Origin of the sequence: Acinetobacter gyllenbergii CIP 110306 = MTCC 11365, from assembly GCF_000413855.1 — a bacterium.
Lineage (GTDB): Bacteria > Pseudomonadota > Gammaproteobacteria > Pseudomonadales > Moraxellaceae > Acinetobacter > Acinetobacter gyllenbergii.
Genome location: NZ_ATGG01000007.1, coordinates 25,015 through 41,186, shown reverse-complemented (window position 1 = coordinate 41,186; position 16,172 = coordinate 25,015). Strand labels below are relative to the sequence as shown.

19 protein-coding genes are annotated in these 16,172 nt (G+C 43.1%); 2 read left to right on the top strand and 17 right to left on the bottom strand.

All coding sequences use genetic code 11. From position 1 onward, the window contains the following. Positions 1-102: 102 nt before the first annotated feature. The 17 genes from bamB to F957_RS17530 form a co-directional block, all read right to left on the bottom strand. On the bottom strand, positions 103-1,245 hold the full coding sequence (gene bamB, locus F957_RS17450; protein WP_016540715.1) for an outer membrane protein assembly factor BamB: 1,143 nt from the start codon (positions 1,243-1,245) through the stop codon (positions 103-105). Next, on the bottom strand, positions 1,245-1,943 hold the full coding sequence (locus F957_RS17455) for a YfgM family protein (protein WP_016540716.1): 699 nt from the start codon (positions 1,941-1,943) through the stop codon (positions 1,245-1,247). Before F957_RS17455 ends, bamB begins: the two co-directional genes overlap by 1 nt. Positions 1,944-1,972: 29 nt before the next feature. Next, positions 1,973-3,265 carry a histidine--tRNA ligase gene (hisS, locus tag F957_RS17460; protein ID WP_016540717.1) on the bottom strand — a complete coding sequence of 431 codons (1,293 nt, stop codon included), beginning with the start codon at positions 3,263-3,265 and terminating at the stop codon, positions 1,973-1,975. After that, positions 3,262-4,377: a flavodoxin-dependent (E)-4-hydroxy-3-methylbut-2-enyl-diphosphate synthase gene (ispG, locus tag F957_RS17465; protein WP_016540718.1), complete on the bottom strand. Its 1,116-nt coding sequence runs from the start codon at positions 4,375-4,377 to the stop codon at positions 3,262-3,264. Before ispG ends, hisS begins: the two co-directional genes overlap by 4 nt. Positions 4,378-4,399: 22 nt before the next feature. Beyond that, positions 4,400-5,194 (bottom strand): helix-turn-helix domain-containing protein, encoded by a 795-nt coding sequence (locus tag F957_RS17470; RefSeq protein ID WP_016540719.1) that lies wholly within the window; start codon positions 5,192-5,194, stop codon positions 4,400-4,402. Continuing rightward, positions 5,185-5,991: a type IV pilus biogenesis/stability protein PilW gene (gene pilW / locus F957_RS17475; RefSeq protein WP_016660150.1), complete on the bottom strand. Its 807-nt coding sequence runs from the start codon at positions 5,989-5,991 to the stop codon at positions 5,185-5,187. The genes F957_RS17470 and pilW overlap by 10 nt, the downstream gene beginning before the upstream one ends. A 16-nt stretch (positions 5,992-6,007) precedes the next feature. After that, a complete protein-coding gene (gene rlmN / locus F957_RS17480; protein WP_016540721.1) occupies positions 6,008-7,243 on the bottom strand; it encodes a dual-specificity RNA methyltransferase RlmN in 1,236 nt (411 codons plus the stop codon). A 121-nt stretch (positions 7,244-7,364) separates the two neighbouring features. Continuing rightward, the gene (gene ndk, locus F957_RS17485; protein WP_004652531.1) at positions 7,365-7,796 is read right to left on the bottom strand and encodes a nucleoside-diphosphate kinase; all 432 of its coding nucleotides are present in this window, start codon (positions 7,794-7,796) and stop codon (positions 7,365-7,367) included. 107 nt (positions 7,797-7,903) lie between these two features. After that, a complete protein-coding gene (gene iscX, locus F957_RS17490) occupies positions 7,904-8,104 on the bottom strand; it encodes a Fe-S cluster assembly protein IscX (RefSeq protein ID WP_004652532.1) in 201 nt (66 codons plus the stop codon). A 96-nt stretch (positions 8,105-8,200) separates the two neighbouring features. Next, positions 8,201-8,752 (bottom strand): phosphatase PAP2 family protein, encoded by a 552-nt coding sequence (locus F957_RS17495; protein ID WP_016540722.1) that lies wholly within the window; start codon positions 8,750-8,752, stop codon positions 8,201-8,203. Positions 8,753-8,790: 38 nt separating this feature from the next. Beyond that, positions 8,791-10,062 carry a glycosyltransferase family 4 protein gene (locus F957_RS17500; RefSeq protein WP_016660149.1) on the bottom strand — a complete coding sequence of 424 codons (1,272 nt, stop codon included), beginning with the start codon at positions 10,060-10,062 and terminating at the stop codon, positions 8,791-8,793. Between the two features lie 156 nt (positions 10,063-10,218). After that, on the bottom strand, positions 10,219-11,058 hold the full coding sequence (locus tag F957_RS17505) for a symmetrical bis(5'-nucleosyl)-tetraphosphatase (protein WP_016540724.1): 840 nt from the start codon (positions 11,056-11,058) through the stop codon (positions 10,219-10,221). Further along, positions 11,058-11,870 carry a 16S rRNA (adenine(1518)-N(6)/adenine(1519)-N(6))-dimethyltransferase RsmA gene (gene rsmA, locus F957_RS17510; protein ID WP_016540725.1) on the bottom strand — a complete coding sequence of 271 codons (813 nt, stop codon included), beginning with the start codon at positions 11,868-11,870 and terminating at the stop codon, positions 11,058-11,060. The genes F957_RS17505 and rsmA overlap by 1 nt, the downstream gene beginning before the upstream one ends. Before the next feature lie 18 nt (positions 11,871-11,888). Next, on the bottom strand, positions 11,889-12,758 hold the full coding sequence (locus F957_RS17515) for a type IV pilus biogenesis protein PilJ (protein WP_016540726.1): 870 nt from the start codon (positions 12,756-12,758) through the stop codon (positions 11,889-11,891). Between the two features lie 36 nt (positions 12,759-12,794). Continuing rightward, on the bottom strand, positions 12,795-13,769 hold the full coding sequence (gene pdxA, locus F957_RS17520) for a 4-hydroxythreonine-4-phosphate dehydrogenase PdxA (RefSeq protein ID WP_016540727.1): 975 nt from the start codon (positions 13,767-13,769) through the stop codon (positions 12,795-12,797). A gap of 219 nt (positions 13,770-13,988) precedes the next feature. Then, positions 13,989-14,342: a hypothetical protein gene (locus F957_RS17525; RefSeq protein ID WP_016660148.1), complete on the bottom strand. Its 354-nt coding sequence runs from the start codon at positions 14,340-14,342 to the stop codon at positions 13,989-13,991. A gap of 65 nt (positions 14,343-14,407) precedes the next feature. Then, positions 14,408-15,040, bottom strand: a complete 633-nt coding sequence (locus F957_RS17530; RefSeq protein WP_016660147.1) for a hypothetical protein — start codon at positions 15,038-15,040, stop codon at positions 14,408-14,410. A 267-nt stretch (positions 15,041-15,307) separates the two neighbouring features. Here F957_RS17530 and rplM point away from each other — a divergent pair, with 267 nt between their 5' ends. Beyond that, a complete protein-coding gene (gene rplM / locus F957_RS17535) occupies positions 15,308-15,736 on the top strand; it encodes a 50S ribosomal protein L13 (protein ID WP_004802631.1) in 429 nt (142 codons plus the stop codon). Between the two features lie 12 nt (positions 15,737-15,748). After that, positions 15,749-16,135, top strand: coding sequence for a 30S ribosomal protein S9 (rpsI, locus tag F957_RS17540; RefSeq protein WP_004652544.1), 387 nt, complete (start codon positions 15,749-15,751; stop codon positions 16,133-16,135). Positions 16,136-16,172 lie beyond the last annotated feature (37 nt).

The following is a 16,172-nucleotide window of genomic DNA, read 5'->3' as shown; positions in this document are numbered from 1 at the left end:
AGTAATCACAATAAAAATTCGGGGATTTGTTTAAACAAAACCCCCGATCATTGTTTTATTAGCCATAGCTAATTGTGCATTTTACCACAAGCTAAGACAAAATTAACGATTCTGCCAAATGGTTAATGCACCTTTTCGTGTCGCAACATAGAGCTGATTGTCAATCACACGCAATGAGCGCACTTCACCGCTGGTTTTGGCACGGCCAATCAACTTACCTGAAGCAGGATTGATGAGATGAAGCACGCCATCCAAATCACCCACGACCAGATTTTGTCCTAACATGACAGGATTACTGAGTTTACGATTCAGCAATTCTTCATTTTGCCAAACCAACTCACCTGTTGCTAAGTTATACGCATTCAACTTGCCATCTGTCGTCGCAACGAAGACTTTATCATCTGCGACTTCAGCACTATTGGTACTGCTGGCATCTTCGCTCCACACCACACGCTGTGTCGCAAGATCGGTCACGGTGACTTGACCTTGGAAACTGGTGGTTACCAGATATTGTCCTGATACCACAGGATCACCCACCACATCGACTAAACGCTGGATATCAGAACGACCTTCACTGATCGCTACACGACGTTGGAAACGCGGCACACCACTGATGATATCCAGTGCATAAACATAGGCATTGGCAGAACCAATCAGCACGGTACGCTCATCCAAGCTGACAGGTGCAGGTTGACCACGTAAACTAAACTGAACATTCGGTAGTTTATACGCCCAAACCTGTTGTCCTGTCGCTGCATCATGCGCAAATACCGTACCATCATTAGCAATGGTAATCACACGACCCGACTGGATCAGCGATGGAGATAGAATGGCACCCGACAATTTCGCAGTCCATTTTTGCTCACCTGTCGCTTGGTCTAAAGCAAATAACTGTCCTTTACGATTGCCGCTCACTACAATCCCTTCACCCGCCTCAACACCTGCGGTAAGTTCTTGTTTGGTGATTTTACTTTTCCAAAGACGCTGTTTACCTTTGTATGCAGAAACCTGACCATCTGGGTCAATCGCAAAAATCACACCATTGTCTGTATCTAACTGCAAGCGTAACGCTTCAGCAGCATCGGTAGACGAAACACTTTGTGAAAACACAAGGCTTAAATTTTGTTCTTGTGTGATCTTTGGCAATGGATTCGGTTTTGCTTCTTTTACTTTATTGCTTGAACAACCAACGAGTAAAGCTGAAGCAATTGCAATTGCCAAAGGTAGTTTTAGTTTATTCTGCATTAAGACTCATCCACTTTGGTATCTAAGATCGGGCGCTCAAACTCAGGATCATCTACTAAAACGCCAACACTTTCGAGTTTAATTTGTAAAAGCTGACGCTCTTGTTTACGCTCGAGCAGGTTATCCCATGCACTTTGATACGCTTTACGCGCAGACGCGTTGTCTTTTTTCGCAACGAAAATATCACCGCGAAGCTCTTCAGCACTCGCCTTGAACGCAGGATCAGTCACGCTCGTTAAAGTTTTTAACGCTTCGTCATATTTGCTTTGCGCTAATTGTGCATCAGCCAAACGTAATTTAACAATTTGCAATAAACCTGCATCTTTAACTTTTGAAGTTTCAACTTTCTTCAAAGCTTTTTCAGCAGCAGCATAGTCTTGCTTGTCATAGGCAAGTTTCGCCATGATAAATTGTGTTTGAATCGCCTGAGCAGAGTCTGCATCATCTTTCACAATTTTATCTGCTGTTTCAGATAAGCTGGCAAAGGCATTCGGTTGACCTGATGCCGCTTTCGCCTCATCCATCAACTTTTGTACCTTCGCCGTTTGGTTCTGGGCTTCGGCAAGGTTTTTCTTGTGCCAATATTCCCATCCGAAAAAGGCAATCAAGGCAATGAGAATTCCGCTAATCATTGCAGAACCATATTTTTTGGCAAACGACTTTAAATGGTCGAGTTGTTCATCATCACTTAAACTCATGTGATTGTCCTTTTCCTAAATTTTGCAATTTATTGTTTAAATTTTTCGATAAAAAATGGCGTCAATTCAGTGAGCGCAACTTGTGATTGCTCAGCTGTCGCAAGCGCTTTCACCAATAGCTGTTGAGATTCCCACTCACGCTCGCCCAAGATTACCGCATAGGTTGCACCTGATTGATCAGCCTTCTTCATCTGGCTTTTCATACTGCCTTGAGATCCCGTTTTTAAACGAAGCGAACTGTTTGCAGCTTCTAACTGATCACGGATTTGTTCAGCCAAGACCAAGGCTTTGGCTTGATATGCAGGTTCAGCCAATAAAAAGATTTCACAATCACGGGCATCTTTGACTTGCGTAACCTGTTCAACCAATAACAGTAAACGCTCCATCCCCATGGCAAAACCGACTGCAGGCACTGATTGATCCGCTTTACCTTTAAGCTGTCCAACCAGACCATCGTAGCGACCACCAGCACATACGGTACCCTGTGAACCCAACATGGTGGTGGTCCACTCAAATACAGTCTTGTTGTAATAGTCCAAACCACGTACCAGTTTCTGGTTAATCACAAACTCAATTCCTGCATCCGTCAGATATTGTTGCAGTTGTTGGAAGTGATTGATGGAATCTTCTTTTAAGAAATCATGCAACTTCGGCGCATTTTCCAAAATCTTTTGCGTTGATTCAACTTTAGAATCCAGAATACGCAATGGATTGGTGCTTAAACGGCGTTGTGAATCTTCATCCAAGGCATCTTTGTGCTGGCTTAAAAACTCAACCAAGGCTGCACGATAGGCTGCACGTTCATCGATTTCACCTAAAGTATTTAACTCTAAGCGCACATGTTCTGCCACACCCATACGTTTCCATAAACGTGCGGTCATTAAAATGATTTCAGCATCGATATCCGGCGTTGCAACACCAAAAGTTTCCACACCAAATTGGTGGAATTGGCGATAACGACCTTTTTGCGGTTTTTCATAGCGGAACATTGGCCCGAGGTACCAGACTCGTGGTGTCGCACCACGCAGCAAGTTATGCTCCAACATCGCACGTACACAACCTGCGGTTCCTTCAGGACGCAAGGTCAGTGATTCTGGCGGTGTACCTTTGTCGAAAAAGGTATACATTTCTTTTTCAACAATATCGGTCGCATCGCCAATGGCACGCTTGAATAGACCGGTTTGCTCAACGATTGGCAAACGGATTTGTTGATAACCATATGCATCCATTAACGATGCAAGTTGCTGTTCCAGACTTCTCCAAGCCGCAGTTTGCGTTGGAAGGGTGTCATTAAAACCTTTGATAGCGACAATTGAACTCATGATGAACTACGAATAATAACTTTAGATTTTGCTTCTTCAAGCTCTTGAACACGTTGACGAACCATTGTTTCAATTTCATCAACCAGCTGATTTGTATCAATTAAATGGCTCTTCTCACCATTTCGATAGACCAGTGAACGCGGTGACGCACCGACAATCCCGATATCAGCTTCTTTCGCTTCACCTGGACCATTCACTTTACATCCGATCACAGACAAGTCCATCGGGGTACGGATATCTTCTAAACGCTCTTCCAAAGCCTGCATCACTTGAATTACATTGAATTCCTGACGTGAACAGCTTGGACAAGCAATAAAGTTAATCCCGTTTGAGCGTAAGCCCAAGGATTTTAAAATATCAAAACCGATTTTAATTTCGTCTTCTGGTTCAGCCGCTAGCGAAATACGCATGGTATCGCCAACACCCTCCATCAACAGTCCACCCAAAGCAATTGCTGATTTGACTGTACCCGTACGGTAAATCCCTGCCTCAGTTACACCCAAATGCAGTGGATTATCAATTTGTTGAGACAATAAGCGATAAGCATCCATGGTCAGAAACACATTCGATGCTTTAACACTCACTTTAAACTCATGGAAGTCTAAACGGTCGAGAATGTCGATATGACGCATTGCCGATTCAAGTAAGGCCTGCCCTGTTGGCTCGCCATATTTCACTTGCAAGTCTTTTTCCAGAGACCCCGCATTCACCCCAATACGAATCGAAATACCATGATGTTTTGCCGCAGCAACCACTTCACGCACTTTCTGATCCGAACCGATATTGCCTGGGTTTATCCGTAAACAGTCTGCGCCGTAGTCCGCAACCGCTAAAGCAATACGATGATCAAAATGAATATCGGCCACCAATGGCACAGAAACGCGTTTACGAATCGCGCCAAACGCCTCTGCGGCTTCCATTGACGGTACTGAAACACGCATGATATCCGCACCTGCATCTGCACAGCGCTGGATTTGCGCCACAGTTGCATCCACATCACAGGTTTCAGTATTGGTCATACTTTGAACACTGATCGGGGCATCACCACCGACATACACCGAACCGACACGGATTTTTCGTGTTGGACGGCGTTTAATTGGATTCACAATCATCGTATAGCTCTACTCTTTGGCATTAACGAGACAAACGGAATTCTGCTTTTCCATTGACCGTATATGGAGACAACGAAATTTGCTCCTGATTTAAAGTCAATGCTACTGCGGTCGCATCATCTAAACGAATTTGAAATGGCGATTCGCCACTTAAAGTCAACGTCGATGCTTGACGACCTGTTGCCAATACTTTACCTGTTGCATCGACAATATGCACAGAAGTTGGTCGATTAAAATTCAAGACCAATTGGTCACCAGATGTTGCCGTAGTGGTATTCCCCATCGGCAAAATCTGAACATCCGAGTTTTTGATCTTTGGCACATCATCTTCATCTTTATGGCCTGATGTCCAATTCTGCACCGCCATAACTGCCAACCACGCTAAAACTGCAACAGCCGCCACGATTGCAATGCGTTTTAACCAGATCCGGTTACGCACGCTTTTCGAGCCTGATAATTTCCCCATAATTTTAATTGGAGAATTATTCAAGGCATGGCTGGCTTTCAGTCCAGTATCATTAACATAAATTTCATCAAAACGCTGAATAATCGCACTGGCATCTGCATTTAAATGCTTTGCATAAGCACGATAATAGCCTTTGATAAAGGTCGCTTCTGGCAATGATTTATAATCATCTTGCTCCAATGCTGTCAAGGTTTTGACAGGCATATTCAATACGTTTGCAATCTCTTCAATTTCTTTCTTTTGTGCAATACGAATTTGACGCAAATACTCACCAGGTCGTTGAATATTTCCTAAGGTTGACGATGGCGAGGTTGTGCCAGTTGGCTGATGTGAATTTGGATTTATTTCCATACGGCCTCAGTACTGTACTGTAATTGCAAATAACGTTGATATTCTGGACTATCAGGAAAGAGTGCGCGCAGTTGATTGACTAACACTTGCATTCCTAATTGATCCGCATTCGCTCGAGCAATGCGTAAACCAATCCAAAGTGCCCGAGCACCTTGGTTTTTCTGTCCTACATTACGAACATATTGTTCGTATAGTTGCGATGCATCTCTATTATTTTGTTGCAAATAGAAAATTTCCGCCAACTCTAACATTGAAATGGTTGCGTTTCGATTCGCTTGTAGCGCCTGTTTGAATGATTTTTCAGCATTCGCAACATCGCCCAATCTTAAATAGATTCGCCCTAGGTTTTCCAACGACTGAAACCGTTGTTCATAGCCTAAAGTTGCACCCGCACGGGTAAATTGCTCAATCGCTTCATTATAGCGTTGCTGTTGATACAAATATGTACCGTAATTATTACGCGCTTGCGCATTGTCTGGTTCTGCAGAAATTGCCCGCTTAAAATAAGTCTCTGCTTTTTCCATATTACTGGCGCTGCCCTCTTGTTGCAGCAAAATGCCCATCATCATATTGGCATTGGCATCACGAGAATCAACTTTTAGGGCTTCGTCAAGCGAACGCTTGGCTGAATCCAGATCACGATTACGAATATATTCGGCAGCAAGTTGAGTACGCACTTGCACAGCTTTTTCTGGATCTTTTTTTAATGCTGTCGATGTCGATTGACACGCGGTTAAGCTCAATAAAATAAACCCAACAGCCGTGCTTATAATCGTTTTTGTTCGAGTGATCTTCAACGCCTTTCCCCAAGTATTATCCTTGTGTGCGCAAAATTTCTTGTCGTTGCGCCACTTTCTTTTTCCATTGTTCGGCACGACGAGTACGGTCAGCGACCTGTCCTACCAATTGTCCACACGCAGCATCAATATCATCGCCACGTGTCTGACGAATCGTACACACAAATCCTGCATCCGACAAAGTTTTTTGGAAGGCAATAATTCGGTTACGGCTCGAACGACCATAAGGCGCATGCGGGAACGGGTTAAATGGAATAAGATTGATCTTACTCGGTAGATTTTTTAACAGTTTTAATAACTGCTGTGCATGCTCAGGTTTGTCATTCACACCATCGAGCATCACATATTCGATGGTCACGTGACGACGTGAGCTTTCATTACCATCTTTAGCGAGATAACGTTGGCAAGCCGCGATTAATTGCTGTAATGGATATTTTTTATTAATCGGCACCAATTCATTACGAAGTTCATCATTTGGCGCGTGTAATGAAATCGCCAAAGCGACATCAATGTCCTGTGCCAGCTGATCAATTTTCGGTACGACACCCGATGTCGATAAGGTCACACGGCGCTTTGACATGCCATAAGCAAAGTCGTCCAGCATCAATTGCATGGAACTGAGTACAGCATCATAGTTGAGTAAAGGCTCACCCATCCCCATCATCACCACATTGGTCACAGTACGTTCGCGTTCAGCGACTGGCACATCTTCCATATAGGAATAATTCGCCATCCACAACTGACCAATGATTTCTGCAGGTGTCAGGTCACGTTGGAAACCCTGTTTACCTGTCGAACAGAATGAACAATCCAGCGCACAACCCACTTGTGATGAAATACACAAGGTTTTACGTGCACCTGTTTTATCTTCGGCAGGAATCAGGACGGTTTCGACCAGAGAACCTTCGCCATCTCCTACGCGGAATACCCATTTACGGGTACCATCTTTCGAGTAGTTACGATGCACCACTTCAGGCGCTTTAATTTCACAAATCTTTTCAAGTTTTTCACGTAATTTGCCAGAGATATTACTCATCTCAGCAAAATCAGTCACAAAATATTGGTGCACCCATTTCATGACCTGACCTGCGCGAAACTTTTTTTCGCCCAAATCTTCAAAGAATTTTTCTAGTTCAGCTCGAGACATGCCAAGTAAATTTACTTTTTTCTCGGCAGCATGAACGACAGGCGTAGAAACAGACTGTTGTTTTTCATCTAAATTTTCTGATGAAACGACCACTGCAGAACTCATGTACATTTACCTAAACAATATCAGCGCTAAAAATAGCCGTGCATTATTTGCACAACTCAATCTATAAAAAATAAAAAACCAGATAAGTAGTATACCACTTATCTGGCTTGAATACTTTGGATTAACGAGTGCGTGGGCAAATCTCGTTATCAGCAAAGAAGTAAGCGATTTCACGCTCAGCAGAAGCAACTGAGTCAGAACCGTGAGCAGCGTTTTCGTCGATGCTTACAGCGAAGTCAGCGCGGATTGTGCCTGGAGCAGCTTCTTTAGGGTTTGTAGCGCCTAAAATTTCGCGGTGAGCAAGAACTGCATTTTCGCCTTCAAGAACTGAAACAACCACTGGACCAGAAGTCATGAATGCAACTAAGTCAGCAAAGAAACCACGTTCTTTGTGCTCAGCATAGAAACCTTCAGCATCAGCTTGAGAAAGGTGTTTCATTTTAGTTGCAACAATTTTCAAACCTGATTTTTCGAAACGAGCAAAGATGTCGCCGATGTGGTTTTTAGAAACTGCATCTGGTTTTACGATAGATAAAGTACGTTCAATCGCCATGATTGACTCCTATTATGGTTTAAACTAAAAAATTTGCCGCATTATACCGATGTCATCGCTAATAATCAGCTTGAATATGCAAAACTTAAGCGTTTTCTGACGAATTTTTAACGAACTTCATCTAGCCATGCCATTTGAATGGCTTCAAGCAAACCTTCAGTTGACTTATTTGGGTCATCACTAAAGTCAGGCAAAGCACATACCCATGCATGTAAATCGGTAAAACGAATCCATTGTGGATCTACATCTGGGTGCGCTTCGGTGAGTTCAATCGCAATATCAATCGTATCTGTCCAACGTAAGCCCATATGACAACCTAAATAAATGAGTGTAATTGAGCGTACTTTAACAAATCATACAAATTAAGAGATAGTGTTCTGTCACTAAATTCAAGATAAAACACCTTATAAAGCGATATTGGCCGTTGGAGCCAATAAGATAATGCCACTGGCAACCGATGCACCTATCATCGCCCCCACAATCACATCACTTGGATAATGCAAGCCGAGTACCATTCGAGATAAGGCAACCAAAATCGTAAATGGCAGCATCAATAACAATAATAAGGGTTGAATATAGCCCAATGTGATCGTCACCATGACCGCATGTAAAGTATGACCTGATGGAAAGCTAAAGTGATCCAACGGTCGCTCGCCCAAGACAATCACCTGATGTACTTGATACGGTCTCGGTCGTGTGGTTTTGTTTTTCAAAAACTTATAGATCAAGGTTCCGACAGAGCCTGCCGCAATCACATACAATATTTGCAGCCCGTATGCCAGACCTTGCATTGCCCATACAGACAACAACATCACATACCAAAATGGCCCATCCCCCAAACGACTGATCGTTTTAAAAAATAAAGCGATTCGTTGTGACTGAGACAGATGATTGAGGTAAACACAGCCCTTTAAATCTAAATCGAGTATTTTTATTTTTGCATTTTGAAAATTCATACGATTTCTCCTCTTTTTGAGAGTAGCTTAAGTCGCGGTCATGGGAGACTCCTCACGACTTGATACAATGCTTGTTCTAATTGTTGTACGGGAAACTGCCAGCTACTTTGCTGCACACTGTCACTGGCCAATAAGCCCATTTGTCGTAATTGCGGCAAGGCAGGTAATTGGCAAATCGATTGAATGAGATGATCTGTTTGTCCCAATGGGCTCAACCAACCAGTGACATTCGGTTGTACATGCTGATGGGCGCAGACATAATCATAAGCCACCACCGCTAAGCCGCTGGCAATTGCTTCTAAGACCACATTTCCAAACGTATCGGCTTGGCTGGCAAAGGCAAATACATCAGCACTGGCATACGCGGCTGAGAGTTCACGACCACTCAGACTGCCCATGAAAATAATGTCATCTGATTGTGCCATCTTGCCCAGACGGACACGATCTGGGCCATCACCGACAATCACAAATTTGCTATTTTTGCCTTGTTGGGCCTGTAATGCGTGAAAGCTCTTGATCAGCACGTCGACTTCTTTTTCAGGTGATAAGCGCCCGACATACAGCATCACTCGGGTATCAGCATCGACACCCCATTGTTGGCGGAGCTGTTGTGAACGATGCTTAGGTGAAAATTTTTCGGTATCTACACCGCGTCCAACCACCACCAATGGGCAAGTCACACCGAAGCCACGTAAAGCTTGTTCGGTATATTGACTTGGCACACAGGTCACATCAGTACTGTTATGAAACCACGTTAAATAGCGCTGAATCGGCTTAACCAAGAAAGCTAAGTCAAAGAAGCGGCTAAAGTCATGAAAGGCAGAATGAAAACCACTGGAAACTGCGATTTTCCTTGATTTCGCTGCTTGTAAGGCGGTTAAACCCAAAGGCCCTTCAGTCACAATATGCACCACATCTGGCGCAAATTTTTCAAAGGCTTTAGACACTTTAATATATTGCGGCCAACCGAACTGAATACTTGGGTATTTCGGAATCGGCTGTGACATGACCAAACATTCTTGTTCGGGGTGAAATTCGGTACAGACTGCTTTTTGGGTTGGTCGTACCAATAGAATCTTATGTCCAAGTCGTTGCAAACCTTGGCACAACTGCATCATCGACAGCGCCACGCCATTGATTTCTGGTGGCCATGTTTCGGTTACAATGGCGATTCGGAGACGGGGACGAACCAGATCACGAAGCTCAGACAATTCATCTTGTTTATTTTTGAGTTGTTTCCTTTTAAAGTAAAATTTAAAATTTTCAGGAAACTCTTGCTTGAATAGAGATGTCGCGTATGTACTTTGCATATCGCCATCCATTTGTGTCGTTATTTTCATGCTTTCAGCTTAAAAACATTATTTGACACTTTAATGATCAGTCTATGACAGTTTTTTGACAGTCAGAAAATAAAAAATGCCCGATTTCAATATGAAAATGGGCATTTAAAAGAGATTACAGGCTGATCAAGCCAAAGGATTATCCACCGCAAACATGTGTTGATCTTCCAAACGAAATGCCATCAATTGCTGCCCCCAAACACAGCCACCATCAACATTTTGAATTTGAGCGCTAATGGTCTTGCCCTGCAAAGCTGCCCAATGTCCGAAAATCAATTGATGACTTTGTGCTGCCTGACTTTCAAACTCAAACCATGGCTGAAAACCTACTGGCATCGGTGCATCTAAAGCATCTTTAAAATCAAATTCTAAACGGCCTGCTGCGTCAGTTAAACGCATACGGGTCAGATAATTGGTAATACAGCGTAAGCGAGCCATACCCGTCAGCTCATCTGACCATAGATCAGGTTGTGAACCATACATCTCGGCAAGAAAACCATCCAAAACCGAGAGATCATCATGACCCACTACCTGCTGGACTTCTTGTGCCAATGTCACCGTTTTTTCGGTATTCCAGATACAAGGTACACCTGCATGAGTAATCAAGGTCTGTGCATTCGGAGATAAGCTCAATGGCTGTTTACGCAACCAATCAATCAGCTCATCACCATCAATCGCATCAATTACTTCTTGGGTATGATCTTTGTCTTTGGCCTTTTTAAACCCGCGTGCACAAGCAATCAAGGTCAGGTCATGATTACCCAGTACGGTTGCTGCAGCGCCACGATCAGCCAGCTTTTTAATAAAGCGTAATGCGCCCACCGAGTTTTCACCACGTGCAACCAGATCACCCGCAAACCATAAAAAGTCTTGGTCTGGATCAAAACGGATTTCTTTGAGCAATGCTTTCAGTGCTTCGAAACAGCCTTGTACATCACCAATAACGTAGTTATAGCGCTTAGACATCAAGCCACCATCTGATCAGAAAGCGCAACAAAATCAGCCAAGCTCAGCGTTTCTGGACGTGCCATTGGATCTACACCCGCTTTCTCAAAGCCATCTTCAACCAACATGCCTTTTAAGCTATTACGTAAGGTCTTACGACGTTGGGTAAACACATGCCCCACTAAACGCGCCAATGCTTTCTCATTTTTTGCCACAATCGGTTTAGTGTCATAGGGTTCTAAACGGAAAACCGCTGACGTCACTTTTGGTGGCGGATTAAATGAGCCTGGTGGCACTTCAAACAAGAAAGTAGGCTTACAGTAATACTGGATCATCACCGATAAACGGCCATATTCTTTGGTGTTTGGTGTTGCCGTAATACGATCAACCACTTCCTTTTGCAACATGAAGTGCATGTCTTTCACTTTGTCACCAAACTCCAAGAGATGGAATAACAAAGGCGTTGAAATATTATAGGGTAAGTTCCCCACCACACGAAGTGGGCGACCTTCTTGGAACAACTGAGTGAAGTCGTATTTTAAAGCATCAGCTTCAATAATGGTCAAACGTTCAGGATGCGGCACACGACCCGGTAAACCAGCAGCCAAATCGCGATCTAGCTCAACCACGGTCAACGCATCACACTCGCCAATCAAAGGTGAAGTCAATGCCGCCAAACCTGGTCCGATTTCGACAATATTTTCGCCCGCACGCGGATTCACTGAGCGTACAATTTTAGCAATCACACGTTGATCATGTAAGAAGTTTTGACCAAAACGTTTTCGAGCCTGATGCCCTTCATCTTTAGGGTTTAGGGCATTAATTTGATACATAAAATTCTCCACATAAATTTATTGCCCTGATTGCGTATTAAGCATTAATTCATTCAGACCATTAAAAAGTTCATCTGACTTGGTCAAATTTTCTCTAGCAGCTTTATAGACCATGGAAAGAAATTCTCGTTTACTCAGTAGATTAAGCTCTCTAGATGCCAAGATTTCCTGAGTACTCTCTTGAATTGACAACAAACTCTCACGCCCTTCCACATCTTTAACACGCGTCACACCTAATTCAGGATTCCCTTTGAGCTGTGCTTCTAGGTAAAGATTAAATGTTTCCAGATCAGCAAAAAAATCATCTATATTCTCAACAAGATGCTTATCCCCCAGAGTTACTTTATGCATTGAGCGAAGAATACGCTCAGCTACAAAAACTTGGTTTTTTGCGATAATGACTTGAGATGACGGATAGTTTAATCGCGTTAGATGATCGGTCAGCAGATTATATTCAGCCTGAATTTCAGGAATATTTTCCTGTAGGTATAAATCGAAATTTTGTAAGGCTTCAATCTGGTCTTGATGCTTCACAAGCAAATCAATATTAGCATTGATTGTACTCGCATCCTTGAGAATTTTATTCATACCGTTATGATTCGGATATTTTGCGTTCATAGCATCCAAAGCCAGATTAAATTTCTCCTGACTCCGTTTTAGGCTCTCTACGCCTGTTGGGCTAGCATAGACGACAACATCTGCCGATTGTCGTGGAATTTGCAATGATAGAATCTTTAAGTCGTAAAGACTATGTTCAACCCGAGTAGAAGAACAGGCTGACAACATAAATGCCGCCAGCATCATAGCAAATTTAGTGATCCGACTCATGCAAAGCCATTGCACACCAGCAAAGCGGATGTGTTTCATCTGCTCCAAAGCAAAACTCATATCAACACTCAATTATGTTCTTTTTTAATTCATCAGTTATATCGATGTATAGGCCATAGATAAGGCTAAATCCACTGCGACATGCAAGCTTGATGCTTTTGCCTGTCCAGTGCCTGCAAGAGAAAGTGCTGTACCATGATCGACCGAAGTTCGAATAAAGGGCAAGCCTAATGTAATGTTAACTGCTTCACCAAAGCCTTGTGATTTTAACACAGGTAGACCTTGATCGTGATACATCGCTAAAACAGCATCGGCATCTTTTAGATTTTCTGGGGTAAACAAGGTATCCGCAGGTAAACTGAGACTCATGTTAATCCCCTGTGCGCGATAACTTTCCAGCACAGGATTAATGATTTCGATTTCTTCTCGACCTAAATAACCATCCTCACCTGCATGCGGATTCAGACCACAGACTAAAATACGAGGGGCAGTGATTTTAAATTTGCTTTTCAAGTCGTGAATGAGGATATCAATCACTTGCTGCAAACGATCTTTAGTAATGGCATCAGGCACATCCCGCAAGGGTAAGTGTGTCGTCGCTAAGGCAACCCTTAATGTTTTCGTTGCCAGCATCATTACCACACGATCCACACCTGCGGACTCTTGGTAATATTCGGTATGTCCGCTAAATGCGATACCTGCGTCATTGATAATTGATTTCTGTACAGGCGCTGTAGCCACACCCACACTCTGACCTGACATCGCATAATCGGCTGAACGACGTAATTGTTCCAACACATAAGCGGCATTGGCTGAATCTAGCTGCCCTAAAAAAACTGTGTTGGATAAAGGCACATGCTCAACAAAAAGTTGTCCCTGCAAACTAGATTCAGTCTGTCCTTGATAAGCAATCAGTTCAACATCAATACCTAAAAGATTGGCGCGTTGCTGCAACATCTGCATATCGGCAAGCACAACCACAGGGCGTTCATCGATACGCGCTGCCAAACTCAGGCAGATGTCTGGGCCAATTCCTGCAGGTTCACCTGAAGTGACATATAAAGGGAGCATAGGTATCGCCAATCTTTTTGATTCGCTCTAGTGTAACCAAAATCGAAATACAGTATAGCCTACATTTTTATAAATATAGTTTAAACGCCATCCCTGTCTATGCTCTCGAACCAATGCAAAAGAAAATGTCATCGCACCGCATTGTAAATTCGTAAAATCCTGTCGAAAAAGTGCCTAACTTAAGGTTATATAAACTTCGCAATGTTTCCGGTCAGAAATCTAGTCTTCAGCTTTTCGTGGCAGATGAAACTCGGCATTTAACCAGCCGAGCTGATGGGCAATTTCTGAAAAGAAAATTAAAAGCACCGCCACAACAATGGCAATAAAAAGCCATTTCCACAGCTGACGATGAATATGGGGAAAACGCTGTGCCGGGATGAATAAAAAAATCAGTCCACCTGCGAAATAAAGCAGATATGGAAAAGGAGTGAAATGCATGAACATACTCACTAAAGCCACACCAACCATACCACTGAAACCGTAATAACTACAGAACGAGGTCACCAGCACCACATAGGTTGCTACAAAACCGAATAGACAGCCCCAAAAAAACTGTTTAACGCGCAATATCATGACTCTTCTTTATTTGGATTCACGCTCATAAAACATTATTTTACCCGCTCAATCAAGCAGATACCTCAGCGCTCAGTTGGCGGTGCTTTAGACAGGTTTTGCGGAACAAGATTAGAAGGTACGAACTCAACCTTACGTGTCCATGGATTGATCTTGGGCTGTACTTTTTTCTCAGCCTGTACCACCACTGCTTCTTCTTTTTTCTCAGTAACCACAACAGCACTGGCAGCTTTATCTGCCAATGGATTATTAACAACTTCTTTCTTTTCAACGGTGGTCGCTGCTTGTGACTGTTGAGGTTCTTTCTTCTCTACAGTCGTTGGCGCAACCACTGTATTGACTGGGCGTATATATGGCGCTGCGATTGACCCTTGCTTGACCACGGTCTGTGCGGTTGCAGGTTGAACCACTTGCGCCGCTGTATTTGAGCTTTGTCCTTGCAGATTCATTTGGTCAACAGGAATTTCAATCGCTTTCATTTCTGTAGTGACAGCCATCGCTGGGTCTACATGGTCATTGCCTCGACTTTCCAGCACCTCAAGTTTACGACTGGTTCCCTCTTTGGGTTGAAATTCAGAATAGTTGGTCACACTGGTCTGATCTACCCATTTGTAAAGTCGTCGTGCATTAGTTTGTGTTGAACAAACGCCGATCAATAAGGTGACGACAACAATTTTTGTAGAAAACGACAACCGCATCAAATTCCCCAGCAGAAAAGCTTAATACTTCTATTTATTTCAAACATTTGCTAGAAAAATAATAGGACAAATCAAACGCTCTCACAAGGCAAATAATGTTGCCATCAATAAAGGGCGCCTTAGTTCCCAAATCGGTCACATTGCAGCAAATTCTGGCGTCTCAGGCTAATTTTTCTTGTGTGCTTTTATAAAACCGTGTAGAATTCGGTCTCCTTTTGTTTGGACAGATTTCACCGTCCAAACCAACTATAATAGGTAGTGGTTTAAATGAAAACTCTCAGCGCTAAGCCAGCTGAAGTTCAACACGACTGGTATGTTGTTGATGCTTCTGGCAAAACTTTAGGTCGCCTTGCGACTGAAATCGCTCGTCGTTTACGCGGTAAGCACAAGACTTCTTATACTCCTCACGTTGACACTGGTGACTACATCGTTGTGATCAATGCTGAACACGTTCAAGTGACTGGTAAAAAAGCGCTTGATAAGAAATATTATCGCCATACTGGTTTCCCTGGTGGTATCCGTGAGACTAACTTCGAGAAGTTAATTGCTCACAAACCTGAAGCAGTTTTAGAAAAAGCTGTTAAAGGTATGTTACCAAAAGGTCCTCTTGGTTATGCAATGATCAAAAAAATGAAAGTGTACGCTGGTACTGAGCATCCTCATACTGCTCAACAGCCACAAGTTTTGGACATCTAAGGGATACAGCACATGGCTACTAATTATGGTACAGGTCGCCGTAAGACCGCAACTGCACGTGTTTTCTTATCAGCTGGTACAGGTAAACTCGTAATTAACAACCGTACGCTTGAGCAATATTTCGGTCGTGAAACTGCTCGTATGGTTGTGCGTCAGCCTTTAGAGCTTTTAGAAGTTACTGAAAAATTTGACCTTTACATCACTGTTAAAGGTGGTGGTATTGGTGGTCAAGCAGGCGCTATCCGTCACGGTATTACTCGTGCATTGATCGCTTCTGACGAAACTTTAAAACCTGCTCTTCGTCAAGCTGGTTTCGTTACACGTGATGCTCGTGAAGTTGAACGTAAGAAACTTGGTTTACGTAAAGCTCGTAAACGTCCTCAATTCTCTAAACGTTAATCGTTTTACGAATTGGACAAAAAACCTCGGATTTATC

Bases quoted from the DNA above. Each gene is read 5' to 3' on its own strand.
- bamB (WP_016540715.1), bottom strand. From the start codon at position 1,245: ATGCAGAATAAACTAAAACTACCTTTGGCAATTGCAATTGCTTCAGCT.
- F957_RS17455 (WP_016540716.1), bottom strand. From the start codon at position 1,943: ATGAGTTTAAGTGATGATGAACAACTCGACCATTTAAAGTCGTTTGCC.
- hisS (WP_016540717.1), bottom strand. From the start codon at position 3,265: ATGAGTTCAATTGTCGCTATCAAAGGTTTTAATGACACCCTTCCAACG.
- ispG (WP_016540718.1), bottom strand. From the start codon at position 4,377: ATGATTGTGAATCCAATTAAACGCCGTCCAACACGAAAAATCCGTGTC.
- F957_RS17470 (WP_016540719.1), bottom strand. From the start codon at position 5,194: ATGGAAATAAATCCAAATTCACATCAGCCAACTGGCACAACCTCGCCA.
- rlmN (WP_016540721.1), bottom strand. From the start codon at position 7,243: ATGAGTTCTGCAGTGGTCGTTTCATCAGAAAATTTAGATGAAAAACAA.
- ndk (WP_004652531.1), bottom strand. From the start codon at position 7,796: ATGGCGATTGAACGTACTTTATCTATCGTAAAACCAGATGCAGTTTCT.
- iscX (WP_004652532.1), bottom strand. From the start codon at position 8,104: ATGGGCTTACGTTGGACAGATACGATTGATATTGCGATTGAACTCACC.
- F957_RS17495 (WP_016540722.1), bottom strand. From the start codon at position 8,752: ATGAATTTTCAAAATGCAAAAATAAAAATACTCGATTTAGATTTAAAG.
- F957_RS17500 (WP_016660149.1), bottom strand. From the start codon at position 10,062: ATGCAAAGTACATACGCGACATCTCTATTCAAGCAAGAGTTTCCTGAA.
- F957_RS17505 (WP_016540724.1), bottom strand. From the start codon at position 11,058: ATGTCTAAGCGCTATAACTACGTTATTGGTGATGTACAAGGCTGTTTC.
- rsmA (WP_016540725.1), bottom strand. From the start codon at position 11,870: ATGTATCAAATTAATGCCCTAAACCCTAAAGATGAAGGGCATCAGGCT.
- F957_RS17515 (WP_016540726.1), bottom strand. From the start codon at position 12,758: ATGAGTTTTGCTTTGGAGCAGATGAAACACATCCGCTTTGCTGGTGTG.
- pdxA (WP_016540727.1), bottom strand. From the start codon at position 13,769: ATGCTCCCTTTATATGTCACTTCAGGTGAACCTGCAGGAATTGGCCCA.
- F957_RS17525 (WP_016660148.1), bottom strand. From the start codon at position 14,342: ATGATATTGCGCGTTAAACAGTTTTTTTGGGGCTGTCTATTCGGTTTT.
- F957_RS17530 (WP_016660147.1), bottom strand. From the start codon at position 15,040: ATGCGGTTGTCGTTTTCTACAAAAATTGTTGTCGTCACCTTATTGATC.
- rplM (WP_004802631.1), top strand. From the start codon at position 15,308: ATGAAAACTCTCAGCGCTAAGCCAGCTGAAGTTCAACACGACTGGTAT.
- rpsI (WP_004652544.1), top strand. From the start codon at position 15,749: ATGGCTACTAATTATGGTACAGGTCGCCGTAAGACCGCAACTGCACGT.